The sequence below is a fragment of the Microbulbifer variabilis genome (genome assembly GCF_052468405.1).
Genome location: NZ_CP174343.1, coordinates 1,622,633 through 1,641,843, shown reverse-complemented (window position 1 = coordinate 1,641,843; position 19,211 = coordinate 1,622,633). Strand labels below are relative to the sequence as shown.

General features: G+C 47.0%; 16 protein-coding genes. 5 read left to right on the top strand and 11 right to left on the bottom strand.

Annotated features, from left to right (window positions below; genetic code table 11):
- Positions 1-258 precede the first annotated feature (258 nt).
- Entirely contained in the window at positions 259-996 is a 738-nt protein-coding gene (locus tag ACJJJB_RS07695) for a thioesterase II family protein (RefSeq protein ID WP_444946867.1), read from the bottom strand.
- Positions 997-1,117: 121 nt separating this feature from the next.
- Here ACJJJB_RS07695 and ACJJJB_RS07690 point away from each other — a divergent pair, with 121 nt between their 5' ends.
- Entirely contained in the window at positions 1,118-2,725 is a 1,608-nt protein-coding gene (locus ACJJJB_RS07690; protein ID WP_444946868.1) for a (2,3-dihydroxybenzoyl)adenylate synthase, read from the top strand.
- A 131-nt stretch (positions 2,726-2,856) separates the two neighbouring features.
- Here the strand turns inward: ACJJJB_RS07690 and ACJJJB_RS07685 are convergent, their stop codons facing one another.
- Together ACJJJB_RS07685 and ACJJJB_RS07680 are read right to left on the bottom strand one after the other, a co-directional pair.
- A complete protein-coding gene (locus tag ACJJJB_RS07685; protein WP_020415347.1) occupies positions 2,857-4,065 on the bottom strand; it encodes an ABC transporter permease in 1,209 nt (402 codons plus the stop codon).
- The gene (locus ACJJJB_RS07680) at positions 4,055-4,792 is read right to left on the bottom strand and encodes an ABC transporter ATP-binding protein (RefSeq protein WP_445365993.1); all 738 of its coding nucleotides are present in this window, start codon (positions 4,790-4,792) and stop codon (positions 4,055-4,057) included. Before ACJJJB_RS07680 ends, ACJJJB_RS07685 begins: the two co-directional genes overlap by 11 nt.
- Positions 4,793-4,878: 86 nt before the next feature.
- Between ACJJJB_RS07680 and ACJJJB_RS07675 the strand changes: the two genes are divergently transcribed.
- Positions 4,879-5,502: a DUF3299 domain-containing protein gene (locus tag ACJJJB_RS07675; protein ID WP_445365992.1), complete on the top strand. Its 624-nt coding sequence runs from the start codon at positions 4,879-4,881 to the stop codon at positions 5,500-5,502.
- Between the two features lie 50 nt (positions 5,503-5,552).
- Here ACJJJB_RS07675 and ACJJJB_RS07670 read toward each other — a convergent pair whose 3' ends face one another.
- Positions 5,553-7,778 (bottom strand): S46 family peptidase, encoded by a 2,226-nt coding sequence (locus tag ACJJJB_RS07670; protein WP_445365991.1) that lies wholly within the window; start codon positions 7,776-7,778, stop codon positions 5,553-5,555.
- 630 nt (positions 7,779-8,408) lie between these two features.
- On the opposite strand from ACJJJB_RS07670, the gene ACJJJB_RS07665 reads away from it, so the two are divergent.
- From ACJJJB_RS07665 to ACJJJB_RS07655, 3 genes are all read left to right on the top strand, one after another.
- Positions 8,409-9,131, top strand: a complete 723-nt coding sequence (locus ACJJJB_RS07665) for a DUF1826 domain-containing protein (protein ID WP_444946872.1) — start codon at positions 8,409-8,411, stop codon at positions 9,129-9,131.
- A 42-nt stretch (positions 9,132-9,173) separates the two neighbouring features.
- The gene (locus ACJJJB_RS07660; RefSeq protein ID WP_445365990.1) at positions 9,174-11,483 is read left to right on the top strand and encodes a TonB-dependent receptor; all 2,310 of its coding nucleotides are present in this window, start codon (positions 9,174-9,176) and stop codon (positions 11,481-11,483) included.
- Positions 11,484-11,647: 164 nt separating this feature from the next.
- Positions 11,648-11,863, top strand: a complete 216-nt coding sequence (locus tag ACJJJB_RS07655; protein ID WP_282950661.1) for a PD-(D/E)XK nuclease superfamily protein — start codon at positions 11,648-11,650, stop codon at positions 11,861-11,863.
- A gap of 758 nt (positions 11,864-12,621) precedes the next feature.
- On the opposite strand, the gene ACJJJB_RS07650 is transcribed toward ACJJJB_RS07655, so the two are convergent.
- The 7 genes from ACJJJB_RS07650 to ACJJJB_RS07620 all read right to left on the bottom strand — a co-directional run bounded on the left by ACJJJB_RS07650 (position 12,622) and on the right by ACJJJB_RS07620 (position 19,170).
- On the bottom strand, positions 12,622-13,227 hold the full coding sequence (locus tag ACJJJB_RS07650) for a hypothetical protein (RefSeq protein ID WP_282950662.1): 606 nt from the start codon (positions 13,225-13,227) through the stop codon (positions 12,622-12,624).
- 471 nt (positions 13,228-13,698) lie between these two features.
- Positions 13,699-14,184, bottom strand: coding sequence for a DUF6702 family protein (locus ACJJJB_RS07645; protein WP_445365989.1), 486 nt, complete (start codon positions 14,182-14,184; stop codon positions 13,699-13,701).
- Positions 14,185-14,292: 108 nt separating this feature from the next.
- A complete protein-coding gene (locus ACJJJB_RS07640; protein WP_445365988.1) occupies positions 14,293-16,656 on the bottom strand; it encodes a M1 family metallopeptidase in 2,364 nt (787 codons plus the stop codon).
- Positions 16,657-16,778: 122 nt separating this feature from the next.
- The gene (locus ACJJJB_RS07635) at positions 16,779-17,819 is read right to left on the bottom strand and encodes a CobW family GTP-binding protein (protein WP_444946875.1); all 1,041 of its coding nucleotides are present in this window, start codon (positions 17,817-17,819) and stop codon (positions 16,779-16,781) included.
- Positions 17,819-18,286, bottom strand: coding sequence for a Fur family transcriptional regulator (locus ACJJJB_RS07630; RefSeq protein WP_020415334.1), 468 nt, complete (start codon positions 18,284-18,286; stop codon positions 17,819-17,821). The genes ACJJJB_RS07635 and ACJJJB_RS07630 overlap by 1 nt, the downstream gene beginning before the upstream one ends.
- Before the next feature lie 2 nt (positions 18,287-18,288).
- Positions 18,289-18,798, bottom strand: coding sequence for a ZrgA family zinc uptake protein (locus tag ACJJJB_RS07625; protein WP_445365987.1), 510 nt, complete (start codon positions 18,796-18,798; stop codon positions 18,289-18,291).
- A gap of 18 nt (positions 18,799-18,816) precedes the next feature.
- Positions 18,817-19,170 carry a MerC domain-containing protein gene (locus ACJJJB_RS07620; protein ID WP_026305324.1) on the bottom strand — a complete coding sequence of 118 codons (354 nt, stop codon included), beginning with the start codon at positions 19,168-19,170 and terminating at the stop codon, positions 18,817-18,819.
- Positions 19,171-19,211 lie beyond the last annotated feature (41 nt).

Below are 19,211 nucleotides of genomic sequence, written 5' to 3'. Positions count from 1 at the left end.
CATTTGCGAAATCAACGGGATGTTTGTTTTGGATTTGGGCGTCAGGGTGGAGAGAGAGTGTGCTACTTGTTACTAAAGAGAAATAATTCGAACATCATCAAAAATAATGATCCCGGATTAATCGAGGCAGAGATCCGCTATCTATTGAACGATGGAGAATATAGGGCCGCTCAACAGCCCTATTCTCCCGGCAATTAATTTCGATAGTGTTACAAGAAACAGAAAGATTTTATACGGCCAACTTAACTTTACATGCAGTTAGGCCAAGCGGAGCTTCTGAACAATATGGCCAACCACCAGATCGGGACAATCTGACAGATAAAAATGGTTACCTGCGTATTCTTTCAATTGGAACTCACCATTGGTCCACTGCTGCCAACCCCGAGCTTCATCGGTGCTCAACTCAGGATCATCCCGTCCTAGCATCGCGGTGATGGGGCAATCTAAAAGTTGGTCCGAGGACATCTTGCTGGTTTCGATCAATCGATAATCCTGGCGTATAGTGGGAAGCAGCAGGGCTCTTAACTCAGGAATCTCTAATAATTCAGGGGCAGTACCACCAAGTTCAATAAGTTGTTGGCAGAGAGACTCATCACTCAACTGGTGTACGTTTCCACTCTTTTGAAATTGTGGCGCTTCGCGCGCAGAGACAAATATGTGTTCAGGACCGCGCAATTTTTCGCGATACAAGGAGAGAGCCAATTCATGAGCAACTGTAGCTCCCATACTGTGCCCAAATACTGCCCAAGGTTTATCGATGACAGGTTTGATAGCCCTACTTAACAAAGCAATTAAAGTTTGCATATCTGCGGGCATAGCTTCATTACAGCGTTGCTCCCTACCCGGTAAACATACGAGAACCAACTCTATGGAAGCTGGCAATAATTTCGCCCAGGGCCGGTAAAGTGATGCTGAACCACCAGCATGAGGCAAACACAAAAGTCGGATAGCCGCTTTAGGTTGAGGGCGAGGAATCTGTAGCCAAGCGCCGGACATAAATTTATCTCAATAAGAAATTTGAAGCCGTGAATACTAACTGTTAATTCTTAATTTAGAAATCCAAAGAAGATTCAAAAAATCACTCGCCTGCTCCACCCAAACATTTCAGGAGACCAGCATGGAAAATAATTTACTTAATGGTTACACGCCTCACCCGAAGGAACTAGAGGCTTTCTATCAGCAACAAGGAATTTGGGATAACCAACCTATTTGGGAGCTGATCACGCGTAATGCGAAAAACTTTCCCAACCGATGCGCAGTTCGGGATCTATCGGATCAATTAACTTACACAGAATTGGTTAACGAGGCCGATAGTATTGCCGCAGGCCTGGTGGTACAAGGCTACAAAGCTGGGGAGCGGGCAATACTCCAGTGGAGCAACCAGGTCAGTTTTATTACAGCCCTGCTCGGCTTATTTCGAGCGGGACTGGTTCCTGTACTAGCTTTGCCTGCACATCGCCAAAATGAAATATGCCATTTTGCACAGGTCTCGGGTGCCAGTATCTATATCACTTCAGGAGCGGAAAGTGGTGAAAGCCGTCACAGCATGATAGAACAAATTGCTTCGCAATCTCCGACCTTGCGAGGCATATACAGCTCTGATGAAAATGACACATTCCCTCCCCTGCCCAGAAGAGAATGCCAAGGCTTCACCCCAGTTCCCGTAGACCCCAACGCCCCAGCCTTATTCCTCGTTTCCGGTGGCACTACAGGACTTCCGAAACTTATTCCACGCACCCACAATGACTATCGTTACAACATTACCTGCGCTACCGCCGCTTGTAATTTAGGAAAAGATGAAATCTACCTGGCAGTACTCCCCGCCGCCCATAATTTTCCACTGGGTTGCCCCGGCATTCTGGGCACGCTATCCATGGGTGGGCAAGTAATATTCACCAAAGATGCAAGCCCGGACTACTGCTTCGAGCTGATAGAGCGCTACGGCGTAACCGCCACAGCCCTGGTCCCAGCACTGGCTCAGGTCTGGACTGCAGCGACAGAGTGGGAAGATGCTGATTTAAGCTCTCTCCGCTTACTGCAAGTCGGTGGCTCAAAGCTGAGTCCAACTGACGCCAATGCTGCAATAGATGCTTTTCCCGGTGCACTACAGCAGGTATTCGGTATGGCCGAAGGCTTGATATGTTACACCCACTACGAAGATAACGATGAAACCATCACCAATACTCAAGGCAGACCTATGAGCTCCCTCGATACTCTAAAAGTGGTCGATGAGTACGGACAGGAAGTGCAAGCCGGAGAAGAAGGAGAGCTGCTCACTCGCGGCCCCTATACACTGAGAGGCTATTACCGTGCAGAAGAACATAACCGACGCGCTTTTACCCCAGATGGCTTCTATCGCAGCGGGGATCGTGTACGCATTCTGGACAATGGCAATATTGTAGTTACCGGGCGACTCAAAGATGTTGTGAATCGGGGCGGGGAAACATTTGTATGCGACGAAATTGAAGAGCACCTACTCGCCCACCCCAGCATTCAACAAGCAGCTGTTATGCCCTTGCCGGATAAAGTGCTAGGAGAGCAAGTTGGAGCAGCTATTGTATGTGCAGATAATGCGCCCACCCTAAAAATGTTACGCAACTTCCTGACCGAAAGAGGCCTGGCCACCTTTAAGCTACCAGAACATCTTAAAGTATTATCTCGCCTTCCAGTTACCCCCGTAGGTAAAATTGATAAGAAGAAGCTTTTGGAGCAAGAAAATCAGTAGGGAGTAGATTAGCCCTAATGCATCACTGAACAATCAATTTCGATTAGTTTAGTGATGCTACTGGCCAAAAAAGGACGTACTTTTTAAATAAACACGAGGGCAAATACTCCATACCGCGCCTAATTATCCGCTCAACCTACCCAGTGGCTATCTCTTAAACCCTGCCGACATGCACTAATAGCGGGTATTGCAGCTACTATCAAAGTACTAACAAGCACTGCCCCCAAAAGCATGATTGTATGTTCGCCCATACTAAATCCATCAAGATAAACTCCAAACTGATCTGCCAACAGCGGCTCAACCAGCCAGACTCCTAATATAAGCCCTGCAACTGCGATTACAGCACCTAAAAGCAAAACCAATAGTGCCTCAGCCTGGATCAATAAAAATAGAAACAATGGGCCCGATCCTATAGTCCTCAGCAATGCTATCTCTGATCTTCGCTCACGCATCGTAGAAAGTAGCAAGATACACAAGCCAAGTAATGCAGCTAAAACAACCATCGCAGAGACAAAAAATAATATCTTTTCAATACCTCCCAGTATCTGCCAGAGCTCCGATAATGCAATGCCCGGCAATATTGCCAATAGAGGCTCCTTGGAATATTCGTTAATTTTTCTCTGCACCTGGAATGTAGCCATTGGGGAATTAAGCCCCAGCAAAAAGGCAGTAATGTTATCTGGCACCAGATCATCATGCTCCACATCAGCGCCGTGGACCGCTTCCAACCCTGCCAAGCTTACGTACAGAACTCGATCTACTGGAGTACCTGTGGGTTTGAGTATCCCCCTAACAACAAATGAATTTTCATCGTGCTCAGTAAAATGAGTTCCAACCAAGCCGTGCGCTAATGTTAGGGAGTCATCGAGTTGGTAGTCTAGCTCACGAGCAACCTCCGCCCCCAATATCACACTAAAAGCATCGACAAAATTCTGGCCACTTGAAAGCTCCAATGGCCTCTTATTCCGATACCGATAGTGATCGAGAAATCCAGTTGAGGTTCCCACCACTCTATAACCTTGATGTGAATCTCCTAAGGATAGGGGAATAGCCCAATTAACTTGCGTGAGCTTAGCAAATTCCTGGTAACTCTCCCATGAAATACGGTTACTGGCATTCCCGATATGGAATATGCTGTACAGTAATAGATTTAACTGTCCAGTGGGCGCTCCAACAATAAGATCTACCCCTGACACCGTACGACCAAAGCTGCTTTTAGTATGGCTTCGCAACTGCTCGATACCCAACACTAATATCAAACTCACTGCCACAGACAAAACGGCCAGGGATACACTTCCCTTACGCTGCATCAGGCTATGCCAGGCAAGCTTAATAAACATCGGCCAACGCCTCCGGTGCAGTATCCCAATCGGGCCTGAGTTTCCAGGCAATATTTATTTCGCGCATATCCGCAACCAAAGGGAAGTGTCGTTCCAGGGAGCTATCGTGACTGACAAAAACCAGTGTGCATTTCTTTTGCTCACAAGCATTCATCAACAGCTGGACAAATGCATCTCTCGCTTCGGGGTCTAAAGCTGATGTAGGCTCATCAACCAGTAACAATTCCGGTTCATTGATCAATGCCCGCACAATTGCCACTCTCTGTTGCTGCCCGACACTCAAGTGGACCACTTTCTTGGGTAAAACCTCTTCTCCCAAACACAGCCCCCCTAGCAACTCCCTAACCCTGCCTCGAAAATCGCCCCGGAAACCAGCGAAGTGGGTGGCGACACGAATATTATCCTCCACACTCAAATAGGGAATCAGGTTAAATTGCTGGAAAACTACACCAATATGTTTCGCCCTGAAACGATCCCGTTTGCGTTCACTCAGTGCACCCAGAGGTAGACCTAGAACCTTAAGGCTTCCAATTTTTGTATCCAGTATACCTGCCAATAAGTTTAAGAAGGTTGACTTTCCACTGCCGGAGCGACCACGTAAAAATACCTGCTCACCAACAGGCAGCGACCAATAAGGGACTTCTAAAACTGCTGGGCCTGTTCTATAGGCAAAGCGCAACTGCTCCACTTCAATCGCAAGTTTCAATTTTGTTGTGAAAGTATTCATCTTGCACCTCATTTGCAGCATGGATTCTTGCAAACATATACATAATGATATATCACATCATTTTATACAGTAAATAACCCCTAGCTATGAACAGATACCCCCTCTCAACAGCCTGTACCCTGGCCACCGCGCTATTGGTTGCTGCCTGTGATACTAGGGTTGAAACCAGTCAAGTTTCACCCCCAGTTCAAGAACACACTCAAGTCAAACAAATAAATATCAATTATCGCGAAGTCAGCTGGGAAGAGTTAATCCCAAAAGGTGACCTGGATGCGTTACTCAACCCACCAGAATACATAGATGATATTGTTGAAGGCTCGGCTGCCGATTCAATGCCTACAACATCGACTATTTCCGAAATAAGCGAAGACGAAAGTCGTTACCAAGCTGCTTTGACCTCTACCCGAATAAAACCAGAGTTTGACAATCAACAGATACGTATTGCCGGATTTATCGTCCCGATTGAATTTAATGATGAACTAACAATTTCCAGCTTCCTTTTTGTGCCCTATTTCGGAGCCTGTATTCATCTGCCACCCCCACCGCCAAACCAGGTTATCCATGGCAGTTTTCCTGAGGGAGTTCAAATTGAGGCTCTGTACGAACCCTTCACTATAGAAGGGAAGCTAAGAACGCTGAAAAAAGAAAGCGAGTTCGGTACTGCAGCTTACAGTATGGAGGTGGATAGGATTCATCCCTATAAAGAATAACGCCCCGGGGAGTGCTGCTCACCCGAGGACGCTATTTCAACTATTGTCGGCTATTGACCCATCTCCCGAACCAGGTATCCGGCACCGTCAATATTCTCCATTACCCAGAGGATATAAGCGATATCCACATGTATCGCCCGGGTACTATCGGTAAAGTCCCAATCAGCATTGATGCTATCGTAGGTTCCATCGAACACAACACCCACCAGCTCACCGCGACCATTCATTGTCGGGGATCCTGAGTTACCGCCCGTAATATCTACGGTACTTAAGAAATTAACCGGTACTGAATCCAGCTGCTTTTCATAGTAACGGCCAAAGTTCCTCTTATCGATAGCTTCCATCAAAGCTTTGGGGGCATCAAAGGGGTCCTCACCTGTGTACTTCGCCTTAATACCACGCAAGGTTGTAAAAGGTACAAAACCTTGCTTACCGTCATTACCATCGGCAGCCTTTTTAATCGTTCCGGCTGGTGGCTCATAGCCTTTAACCAGGCCATAGGTCACGCGGAGGGAGCTATTTGCATCTGGATAGACCGGCTTACCTTGGGAGTGGTAATAATCTATCAGCATCTCCATATACTGTGGGCGCAATTGGGCGAAGCGCCCTTTCATGGATTCCTCATGCTCTTCACGGGCAAGCATGTCATCGTACATGGCCATTGCCAGCTGGATAAACGGATCCTTGCTCTCTTTAAAATCTTCAGGCTTTTTACCGATCCACGCTTCACGTACCTCGACATCGGAAAGCTCTGTTTCCTTATACATTTTGTCGAGAGTTGCCTCTAAGTCAGTATTGCCTTTGCCGATATTCAAGAAACGATCAAAACTGGCTATACGCTGCTCCTTCGGGAGCGCCTGATACCGGTCCAGGAAGTAGAGCCAGATCTGTTTGTCGACTGATGGATGATAGCTGCGCTCTATACGACGCATGCCCTCTTTGAATCGGGTTAGATCCCGTTCCTGATAACCCGGCTTGCGCTCAACATCGGGTTTTTCGTTCTCTTTGGCCAATCGATACAGTTTGCTCGCGGCACCCAGCATGGCTGAACGATCCATATAATCGATGGCCAGGTCCTGTTCACGGGTTGATTCTTTTTCTACAACCAGCGCCTCAAGATCATCGATCGTCGACTGGTATTTTTTCTCGCGGGCCTTGTCTGAATCCACCCAAGCTTGCAAATCTTTTTCCAGCTTTTCTTTACGCTGCAATAGATCACTGCGCTGGTAACCCTCCATCATACCGGTAAAGTTTTTAGAGTAATTATTCAAACCTGCCACGAGGCTTGCATACTTTAACTCTGCATCTTTATTGTCGGCAGTTGCCGCACCAATCGTTTCCGACCATTCACCCAGTACCCGCTGCATGTTTGGGTAATACCAGTTGAAGTTGCTTTCCACTTCCTGGGCAGTGCGATAACGGTTGGTACGCCCCGGATAACCGGCAACCATCACGAAATCACCTTCTTTAGGCCCTTTTGCCGCTACAGGCAAATAGTGCTTGGGCTCGTAAGGGACATTATCTTTGGAATAATCAGCCGGTTTACCATCTTTGCCAACATAGGCGCGGTAGAAAGCGTAATCGCCGGTATGGCGAGGCCACATCCAGTTATCGATATCGCCGCCGAATTTGCCAATCGAAGACGCCGGCGCATGAACCAAGCGCACATCGCGGATTTCCAGCTGCTTAACCAGGTAGTAGTTCAAACCGCCGTAGTAGCTATAGACCTCACAACGATGGCCCGGATCTTTTTCACACTCGGAAACCAGCGCCTTCTCCGCTTCTTCGATAGCGGCAAAACGTGCAGCACCATCCATCTCATCTGTCAGGCGTTCGTTAACCTTGTCCGTTACTTCGTTCATTGCAACGGTGACGTAGACGCGGGAGCCCGGTGCAGCAGGCAGCTCTTCAGACAAATCTCCGGCCAGGAAACCTTCAGCCAGTAAATCCTTGGATTCAGTTGAATTGTATGAAATTGAACCGTAGGCGCAGTGGTGGTTGGTAATCACCAATCCCGTGGGAGAGACAAAGGAAGCGGAACATCCCCCCAGGCTGATCACCGCGTTCATTGGAAATTCGGTAAGCTTGGTCATGCTGGCTGGGTCCAGCTCCAGGCCATGAGTCCGAAGCTCTTTGGACAGCTCAGGCAACTGGTGAGGTTGCCACATGCCTTCAGTCGAAACGCTCTCTTTCTCTGCGGCAAGGCTGGCGCAGCTCGCTCCAGCAAATAATGCAGCAGTTGCAACTCCGTAAACAATAGAATTATTGATTTTCATATTTACTCAGCAATATTTAAAAAATAACAGGTTAATTTTGGTTAATTCCCAACGCTAACCCTGTCTTTTCCGGTACACCGAAAATTCACATATAAACACGGCAGGCTGACAGAGTAACATACCCTCCCCGGCTGCAGGCCGGCACGAAGCTGCACCCCTAGCTAAACCCTGCCAATCATTGCCATTATTTCCCTGGCTTTTCCACTCAAATGGGATAAACCATAAATACACAATTGATACACTGTATCATTTTGATCCAATCAAATCTGAACAAAATGTGAATTACGACGACAGCAAGAAAGAAATCTGCGATAAACAGTTTTGCAGCTAAAAAGAATATCGCCGAATAACCTACTTGCGCCAGGCACTGGTCAATACGCCTCACCAGGGCTCCCTCCAGCTATCAGAACTCCCGATGAATTCGGGCTTCAAGCTTGATTCTCCCCAATATTGGAGGTTGCCTAGGCCGACCATCCTCAATATGATATGTTATATCATAGCCAAACTTAAAGGATGGGTAGTGTGAGTGAGGAATTTAGGTATTGCACCGCCCGCCACAGCAGAGAGCAAAGCAATTAAAGCCTCTGAAAATAGTGTTTATTAGCCGAAGTTACTTAATTGGAGATTAGCTTGAGCCTGACCGACTTTACAGAAAGAAGCCATGAGACACTTATCACACAAGCTCCAAGTGCTGAACTGGCTCCGAAAGAGGAAGGACTGTCAGTGGCAGACCTGCCAAATACCCGTCGGGCCGTATCTGCAGATAATGGAGAAGTTTTAGCAGATATTTTCCAAGCTGATATCAATATGGCCATCTGGCAACGGGAACTGTCCAGTAGCATAGCCAGTGATTGCCGCACCCTCTTAAGTAGTGGTGTCCATCCCAACCGTAGGATTCTATTACCTACCGCCAAGATCGAGCGTCTCGGTGAAGCATTGCCAGAGCTTGGTCCCTACCCGCACTTGTGTGCTGATATCCAGTTACTGGCAGATATGTTCAGTTACCTATTCGAGCTAAGCGGAGTCGGTATTCGTTTAACAACCCTGAACGGTGCAATGTGCCCCAAGTTTCATGTAGATCGGGTGCCCTGCCGATTGATTACGACTTATTTAGGCACGGGGACTGAGTGGCTGACTCCAGACTCTATTGACCCAAATACGCTCGACTTAAAGGCTAACCAGGAATTCCCCTCAACTTCCATCAATCACCTGACATGCGGCTCAGTTGCTCTACTCAAGGGCGAACTCTGGGAGGGCAATAAAGGTTTTGGCCTAATCCACCGCTCGCCCAGTGTCGAGCCCGGCCAACTGCGACTGCTACTCACATTCGATTTCGGATCCGCCGACGAATGACGAGCGCTTACTGGGACGTAAAAATTCTATTAGGAATAACTCATGAAACTTACCGCGAACCTTTTCGCACTGATGACTCTTTCAAACTTGGCCCATGGAATTTCCGGACAGGTATTAGATACTTCTGGAGAGCCCATCTATGGCGCCAGTATTGAAGTCGCGGGAAGTCGACAACAGACCCAAACAGATGCCCAGGGCCGATTTTTACTTGAGGTGAATACTTCGCAACTCCGCGAAATCCACATCAATGCCCCAGGGCACAGCCACAAGACAATAATTCTAAAGGCCGGTCAGGATGAGCCCCTCATGGTTACCCTGCAACACACCGTTATCGAGCAAATCGATGTAACAGCCACACCATTACATGCCTCCACTATTGAATCGGCACAACCTGTAACCGTAGTAGCTGGCGAAGAGCTACGTAGAAAACAAGCCTCCACTCTGGGAGAAACCCTCAAAAATGAAGTGGGAGTTCATTCCAGCTACTTTGGACCAGTAGCCAGTAGTCCAATCATCCGGGGGCTCAACGGCCCCCGTGTTCTGATTACCCAAAATGGACTCGACAGCGCTGATGCCTCCCGAGTTGGCCCAGATCATATCGTCGCCACAGAGACAATTACCGCAGAGCAGATAGAAATCCTGCGAGGCCCTGCCACCCTGTTTTATGGGTCCGGAGCCATCGGTGGTGTAGTCAATGTGGTAGACGAGAGAATACCCACCTCTGGTGAAAACAGGACTGCTTATTCGCTGGGAAGCAATACTGTTGCAAATGAGCGCGAAGCTTCACTGGCTCATACCGGCGGTAATGACCAGCTGGCATACCACGTGGACAGTTTCTGGCGCAAAGGTGACGACTATGAAATTCCCACCTCGGGCGACCATGACGAACATTCCAGAGGAGTATTAGAGAACAGCGATTCAGAAAGCAACGGGTTCAATATTGGTGGCAACTGGTTTTTAGATAATGGATCTATCGGCCTTGCCTATGGACGCCTGGAGCGAGTTAATGGTATTCCCGGGCACGGTCACTCTGATGAACACGAAGATGATGAATCAGAGCATCATGATGAACATGAAGAAGAAGTAGTTTCTGATTTGAAACAGGACCGATGGCAGTTGGTCAGTGAACTGTCTCTGGACAACATATGGTTGAGCGGTCTGGACACCAGAATTGGATACACAGACTACGAACATTCTGAAATCGAAAACGACGCTGTCGGTACAACATTCAGCAATCAGACACTTCAAGCTCGGGTCAACCTATTACTGCAAGAAAGGGCCGGATGGCGCGGCGCAATAACCCTGGAGAGCAAAACTACAGATTTTGAAGCGATAGGTGAAGAGGCCTTCACCCCGCCGAGCACAACAGGAAGCTCAGCAATTGGGCTGATACAAGAAAAGCACACGGGTGAATTCCTATGGCAATTAGGGGCCCGTATCGAAAGAGTCACGGTTGAAGCTGCCGATGATGAATGGGAAGGAGAAAATCTAGATAAACTGGCTTTCACGCCCTATAGCGTTTCTGCTGGCTTGGTCTGGGATATCGCCGCCAATTACAATGCCGGGATCTCTTTTACCCACGCACAACGGGCCCCCAGCGCCGCTGAACTTTTCTCGTATGGCCCCCATATCGGCACCAGTAGCTTCGAAGTCGGCGCGCTCTTTAAACTGAATGATGACACAGAAGAACCCTATTTTTACTATGAAAACAATGTTGATGAAGAGGTATCCAACAACATTGACCTGAGCTTTCGCAGGCATTCAGGAAATATCGGCTGGGTACTGAACTTATTCTACAACCAGATAGATAATTTCTACTACGAACGCAATACGGGCTACACCAGTGAAGACTTTGAAGAACACGATCACGAAGAAGAAGAAGAGAGTCATGATCATGGCGAACTGCCGGTTTATGTTTTCGATCAAGCGGATTCGACACTCTACGGTCTAGAAGCTGAATTTGCCTGGCAATTATCCAAGCCTCTCACACTGACATTGTGGGGAGATACTGTTCGTGGAAAGCTGGATAACGGAGGTAATTTGCCTCGTATCCCACCCATGCGACTGGGCGGCATGCTAAATTATAGCTCCAATGGGTGGGATGCAGGGATTGAGATTACGCACGCGTTTAAGCAAACCAAAGTCGCAGAACTGGAAACTACCACCGCTGCTTACACACTTTTGAGTACTGAGATTGCGTACACTTTTCTAGGAAATCAGCACAACCTTACAGTCTACCTCAAGGGTAATAACCTAACTGACGAGTTAGCCTATGTGCATTCATCCTTCCTGAAAGAACTTGCTCCACTCCCCGGGAGGAACTTTAGTCTTGGATTGCGGGGCATGTTTTAATTAAGGGAAGCTCTAGTCAGTCAAAAAAAACCATCGGCAATGATTATTACCGGTTGTTTTTCTTTTATATGAGTAGTACTCAATAAGTACTGAGAAATATTCTAGCGTTTCTATAAATTCACCCATAGGACGTGCAGTTACCAAAAGTCTAATTAGGAATTAACATGACTCAGCCAATAGTACCCGAAGATTTTAATGCTTGGCTGCATTGTATTACGATAGAATGCGGTATTGAGCTAACACCAGGCTTTGTTGATGAACGTATCAGCGCACTCCAAGATAAGAATAACTACCATACCCGTAACTTTGTTCTCTTATATGGGCAAGAGCACCACCAGAAAGTCCTCAACTGGTTTAAGCAAGTGCGTGAAAAAATATAATCTAGCACCTATCAACACTTTCGGCCTATCTGCGAAAAATGAAAATCTGACAAAGAATATAAAAATCAATCCAACTTATCAAAATGAAGAAAATGTAAAGATTTTTTAGTCATATATCACCACCATATAAAATTTAGATATCCATCCACCTCTTTATTTAGCGACAGCCTGTGGACCATTTTTAATGCTCCGGCAGTGCCATGACGCGACTTAGCTTTCGCGCATCTAGAGTCAGGAATGTTCCTGAAGGGGTTTGTTAGTAAATAGAAGGAGCCAGGTTAATATACCTGGAAAAACTATGTTTTTGCTCCGCTTGAGCCTCTATTTAAATAATTTTCTTATTGTGCCAACCTTTGATTTGCGGGGAGAAGTACCCTAAATAGATATGAAAGAAAAATACAATAGGACTATTCCACTCACTGACAAGCGGAGATCCCGGAATTTTCCGTTTTTCTTTAGATGTTTATGCTGCGTTAACAATCGCTCAGTAGATATTCAATCTGGTTGGCTCGGGCAATAATCTGATTGTCGAGGCAAATGGGAGTCTTTCGCAGATACGTATCCGTCTAAATGCTGATTTAGGAGGCACCAGACTTGAAGAGATACATCTGGCCATAGACATAAAACATCTATTTTCGCAGATATATACGAGTAGCAAATCAATTTAACGATCAACGGACCGTATAGATAAAATCGAATATCATTTTTAACGATTGGCTGAAGCCGTGGAAAGGCTCAGAATGATACAGGAATCACTTTTAAATTTCAGGGGGCCTTCCCACACAGTATTTAGCGGGCATTTCATCTAAATCAACTGCCTTCATAAGCTGTCTACTTGCCTCAAGATAGGACTCTGCAGTTGCGCCTGACCAATAACCCGTATCACAAGTCAGAGAAACACAATCCCCTCCAAAAGTTACAAAAGGCTTATCACGTACAATCTTGCATGTGCATATGGCCTTGAGCGGATTCATTGGGTCGACAATACAAGGCTGATCCAGGCAATCTGTCCACGGTTTACCCTCGGGGCAGGAAAGTACAGGCTTAGTAGGAGCCTGAGCGAAAGAAAATGTCGACAAGGCTTTTTTAACGCCGTTTGAGTTGGTCGCAGGTATCCGGGTTTTACATTCTGATAACCCAAAGTTCAATCCTTTGTTAACATCACACCTACATATTGCATTTGAATCCGGATTCCTGGGGTCTGGAATACAGGGGGCAGATGTGCATAAGACATACTCATTACTGCAAATGATACCCTTGCCACTTTTGATGGAATTAAGATTGTCTTCTTCAGCTGACGTTTCGAATCTCACAAAGACAAGGGCAATCAAAACCACTGTGAGTAAAAATGAATGCTTCGTCATGAGTGTCTCCCTTGGAATTTAAAAGTCGAATTGAATATAAACTGATATTTCCCATTTGAAGATATACTTTTGTAGCGCTCAAAAGATAGTCTCAAGTTACATCTACAGAGACTATCAATAATGGATTTTAACGCCTACGTTCTCATGGATCTTCTCGTATAAAGTAAAGACGGCCTGGCATATAGGAGAACAGAGCGAGATAGAGAACTTATTCCGCCGGCTGAGAGGGTTCAGAGGTCTTACCAGTCGTTTTGATATTTTAGATTCTTAAGAGGTTTTTCACTTATTGAAAACAGGTTGATTAATAATAATTGGACCCAGTGGCTATTATCACTAATGGCCACAACAGTAGAGCTGTATAACGGTGCCAACAGCCATAATAAGTGACTGAATTTGGTTAGAGTGAGTGAGGTATGCTGAAACTCCACATATCACTCACTATTCATAGTGATTAACTAGTATATGATCAGATTACAAACTGAACTCTACCCTACTCTCACCTGACTTTAAGGTATAGCTTTTATTTTCACTGCTATTATTTACAGTAATAGTGTTCACTTGGTCCCGCTCAATCTCCATCAGCATCGATTGCTTAATGCTCAATTTTTTACTGGAAAGATCTACCAAAGGCACTTCCTGATATATCCAGATATCATGAACATCGGCTTCCATACCTACCCAATTGAGATTTAACACATCGCCATTTTTCTGGCTAACCTGGAATCTTGAATTGACATAGTTCTCCATCTGTTGTTGTGCTTCATTCAACTCTTTACCGGCACTTATTGACAAAGCTTTTTCAATATCAGCAACAAAAAATCGGTGGGAAATCTCCAGTGTTTGAGTGCGTTCATTTACTGAGAGGCTAGTCAAACCAAAATGATAGCGATGTGCATTTACCTGGAGTGCAATTACTGAGGTCGTTACTACCAGCAAAAAGGAAAATAAAACTTTCATCAATTACTACCAATACATAATGAATGTTTCAGATGGATATTTTGCGTCAAAAACACAAATTGCAGCTCCCCAAACCAATTATCAGTGAGCTGCAATTTTCTCCAAGGTTTAACCTGCCTCTTTAAGTTCTACATCCCAATCCTTCATCAAATTACGCTGCTTTTCATCCTTAAATAGCTCCAGGCGCGACTTGATAATGCGGCGTGGGTAGAAGTTGTTCTCTACATTGACATCTGCTGTTTCCCAGTGGGGATCAAGCACTACTGACTTGAGCACCTTGCTCTTATCCCTCACCAGCATCTTGGAGGTCTTCTTAGCATTGCGAGTCCAGATTTCAGCGGGGATACGCAAATCCTCAACACTTCCATCTTCATATTCCAATCGCAGGAACAGGGGCATTACCAAGCCACCAATATTGCTAAAGTCCAGCACGTAGACATTACTCTCAACCTTGAGTAAATCTTTTTCCCAGTCCTCCAGACCCTCCAGCTTACTTCGGTAGCTATTGCGATCTGCATTGGAAACATCAAACTCGTCGTGCTTGTTATAGAAGTCTTCCAATTCCGGTTTACCATCAACGATACGGGTCAACTTTCTCGCGCGGTTCTCAATAACAGTGATAGTCTCTGGTTCCCGTTCATGCTGAGCGCGCTTCCAAGGTCCTTCCACTTCAGGGTTTTGTGTACCAACGGTGTAGTGGTGTACGGCATCAAGGCTGATATCAACATTATCAGTAGTGTAGAACCAGCCGCGCCAGAACCAATCCAGATCCATACCTGATGCATCTTCCATAGTACGGAAAAAATCTGCAGGCATAGGACGCTTGAACTTCCAACGCTGGGCGTACTCTCGGAAAGCGAAGTCGAACAGCTCACGTCCCATAATGGATTCACGCAGGATATTCAGTGCAGTTGCCGGCTTTCCGTAGGCATTGTTACCGAGTTGAAGTACTGATTCCGAGTTCGTCATAATCGGAACCTGGTTCTCGCTCTTCATATACTCGACAATTTTTCGCGCATCTCCGCGGCGAGATGGATACTTTTCCTCCCACTCCTGCTCAGCCAGGAACTGTACGAAGGTGTTTAGCCCCTCATCCATCCAGGTCCACTGGCGCTCATCAGAATTAATAATCATCGGGTAGTAGTTATGCCCTACCTCATGAATGATGACCGAGATAAGCCCATACTTGGTGCGGCGGGAGTAAGTACGCTTACTACGGTCCTCCTCATCAATTTCTGGCCGCGGACCATTAAAGGTGATCATGGGGTATTCCATTCCCCCCACAGGGCCGTTGACTGAAATAGATACCGGATAGGGATAATCAAAACTGTAGCGGTTATAGACGTCTATTGTATGAATAATGGACTCTGTAGAGTACTTATCCCACAGAGGAGTGCCCTCTTCTGGATAGAAGGACATTGCCATTGTGTCGGTACCGCCCTTTTTATAACCCTGTGCATCCCACAAGAACTTACGCGAAGATGCCCAGGAAAAGTCACGGACATTTTCCGCTTCAAAAACCCAGGTTTTGCGCTCAGTTGAACGACTTTTCTCATTTTCCAGGGCCTCGTCCTTAGTGACAATCATCACGGGCTTATTCGCAGTACGGGCCTTTCGCAAACGCTCACGCTGCTTGGAAGTCAGCACATCCCTCGGATTTTGAAGAACGCCGGTGGCGGCAACGATATGATCTGCCGGCACCTCGATAGCGACACGATAATTTCCAAACTCAAGCGCAAATTCGCCGCTCCCCAGGAACTGCTTGTTTTGCCAGCCGCTAACATCGTTATAGGCGGCCATACGCGGGAACCATTGGGCTATTTCGTACAGGTAGTTATCATCGCGCTTGAAATATTCAAAACCGGAGCGACCACCCAGCACTTTTTGCTCAACAACTTTGTAAGCCCAACCAATCTGGAAGCTCACACTGGAACCGGAGGCCAGTGGCTGGGGCAGGTCAATTCGCATACCAGTATCAACAATAGTATGTCTAAGCTCCCTCCCCCGTGTGTCAACCACTTTAGTAATCTGGTATCCCCCTGGAAACTCCCCAGATACCACCGCATGACGAAAACTATTAAACGGGATGGTATCCGGGGCAATGGCTTCCAGGTTAACCGGCCTCGCCAAATTACCAGAGGAGTTAGGCTTGAAGCGATTTTGATCCAGTTGCACCCACAAATAACGCAGTGTATCTGGCGAATTATTGGTGTAAGTGATGGTCTCTGAAGCGGTTATCAGTTGCTTATCATCATCCAGTGACACCTTGATATCGTAGTCCGCTTGCTGCTGCCAATAGGCATGACCCGGAGCTCCCGACGCAGTGCGATAGCTATTAGGTGTCGGCAGCAGCTCCTCCAGCTGGCGGAACTTATCACCGGTTACATTTAGGGGGTCTGCGGCAAAGCTGCCCGAAAAGCCGGACATAGCAAGCCATGCCACTGTTAAGCGGCCGAGTAATTTTATATTCATTGGTTTACTTCAGAGGTTTACGTCAGATTACAATTTTATAGAACACGGTCCCCAAAAAATGATCAGGGTCTTTGCAAGCATTTGCGATAAGCCAGGCCAGATTTGAATATCCGGCCTAACAACTATTTGGATTCATAAAACACTTTTGTTTCTGCATCCTGATTATCTACCAGAGCATCGATCCAGGACTTCTCCATCTCATCCCAGCCCAAGGGTACCTGGTTAATCACCTCCATTCGGCTTTCCAAAGTGTCATCCAGCTCCAATACTGTAAGCACTTTGTCAGCCTTGTTAAATCCAAATACACCTTGCTCGGTAATAAATACACCCTTGATTCTCTCAGCTTCAGCGCCGCTGAATAGTGAAAAGAGCGCATCATAGTCAAATATAAATTCAGGGCTAAAACGCCAGCCACAGCTGTAGTACCCCTCTCCACTATTCTCTGAGCGGAGATAACCACACTCCGGTAATAGCTCAACTTCATCCACCGACTGATTTACCGGATGCTGGTGATCATTCCCTGTAGAAACCTGGAAACCACTTGAAAGTAGAAGCCAGTCTAGCTCGATACGCCCCTGCTCCACCACTTGAAGAGGTTTTTCTGTGCCTTCACCTAAAAATGAGAGAAAACGCTGAAGGTTTTGCAAGTCCTCAGGACCATAGAGGTCAGACTTGTTGGCAACCACCAGGTCGGCAACTTCTAATTGCTGCCGAAAAGTCTCACTACGCAAATAGCGGTCGTCCTCTATACAGCGGGCATCCACTAAAGTAAGCGTACCACGAAGGTTCAAAACACCGCCGCGTACAGCGTCGGACAGCGCTTCGAGTACCTCTCGCGGATGCCCCAGACCCGTGGGCTCGATCAATAAACGATGGGGCTTGGCTTTGGCCAGTAACTGGTTTAAAGCAACCTGCATTGGTAAGCCCGCCGCACAGCACATACAGCCTCCGGGTACCTCCCGGATATAAATGCTGTCTTCCTGGTCCGGTTCAAAAAGTGCGCCGTCAACACCCACCTCTCCAAACTCATTGACCAGAACAGCCCAGCGTTCATCATCGGGCTTACTTTCCAGAAGGTGGCGGATTGCGGTCGTCTTGCCAACACCCAGAAAACCGGTGATAACGTTGGCGGGTACCCCGCGTATCAACTGACTAGCCGCCACTAAGCTGCTTCCCGGCTACATTCATCACAGACACAATCCAACTCTAGCTGCGACGTTTGAAGATGAAACCCAGCACTTTCAACCGTATCGCGCAGCGCGGTGATGACTTCCGGTCTGATGCCAATTTCCCTTACTTTGCTACACCGGTTGCAAATTAAAAACTGTGGGGTTTGGTGGCTGTGATCACAGGCAATATGAGCACATGCCAGATACTTGTTTTCTGAATTAAGCTTGTGAACCAAGTTCTCTGCGGCCAGGAAGTCCAGCATTCGATAGACTGACATGGCAGGAATTGAGTCGCCGACGTCACTATTGTAATGCTCCGCTATTTCGTAGGCTGAGAGCGGGGTTTTAGACCGCAGCAAAACGGTTAGGACATTCTTGCGCTTTTCAGTCAGGCGCGCCCCTGAGCTACGGCAGGCTTGTTCTGCCACGCTCAGGGTCTGTCTGATTTGGGATGCTTTCATAGCTATTTCATTTGCAGTTTGTTGTCTTTAACAGTGAGCAGTTCAGCCCCCTGTCGACCGGAGCTGACCCATTGCACTGCAATCCCATGAATACCGGGAAATCTCTCGAACAGGGTAACAATAACGCTGTTGAACTGTGCCAGATTATCACACTTGAATTCATAGCTAGCATGGAAACCGCTATGTACCGAACTATCACTGCTAACTTCCGAGCTATAAGGCACCTCAACATCCACGCTTCGGGGCTTACAATTGGTTCCAACAAACTCCAGGAAAAGATCAGGCTTAGCAAGTTCGAGGGACACCTGATCCAACAATTGTTGTTGAGCATGGCTACGTGGCGCGTGCTCAAACCCCACCAGATTGACTGAAGGTGACCCCAACTCGATACGGACTCTATCTGCCTCGGCCACCAGGTACATTACTGCCTCACCGTGAGTATGCCCCCCCATATCTCCGGCAACTGGACCGGCAACAAACAAAGCAACCAACGGAACCCGTGCAAAATTCATTATCCTCACCTAATCAACCTAAGCCACCCGATATATCAAGCGCTGGTTTACCCCGTGGGCAATGATTAACAAGCCAGCACCGAGGATACTGGCGACTAGCTCCCATACTCCCTCCAAGTAAAGCGCCCCAACCAATAGCAGTGCCCCAGAGAAGCCCACGACCATTACCGCATAGCGTTGATGGCGTCGACAGGAGGCCGGGAAGCTGGCCAAAGCCAAGGTCACTACCGGCACGAGTAAAAGCAAGTGGAGAAACTGGTCGTCCTGCAGTGCACCCAATATCCCCAAACCACCCAATAACGGTAATAAAGGGGTCAAAAGACAGTGCACCAGGCAAACTCCAGAAGCCAAAATCCCTAAAGTATCTCTCACAACAATCCTTTTAATCTTCGAGTATTTAAGACAGATAGCCA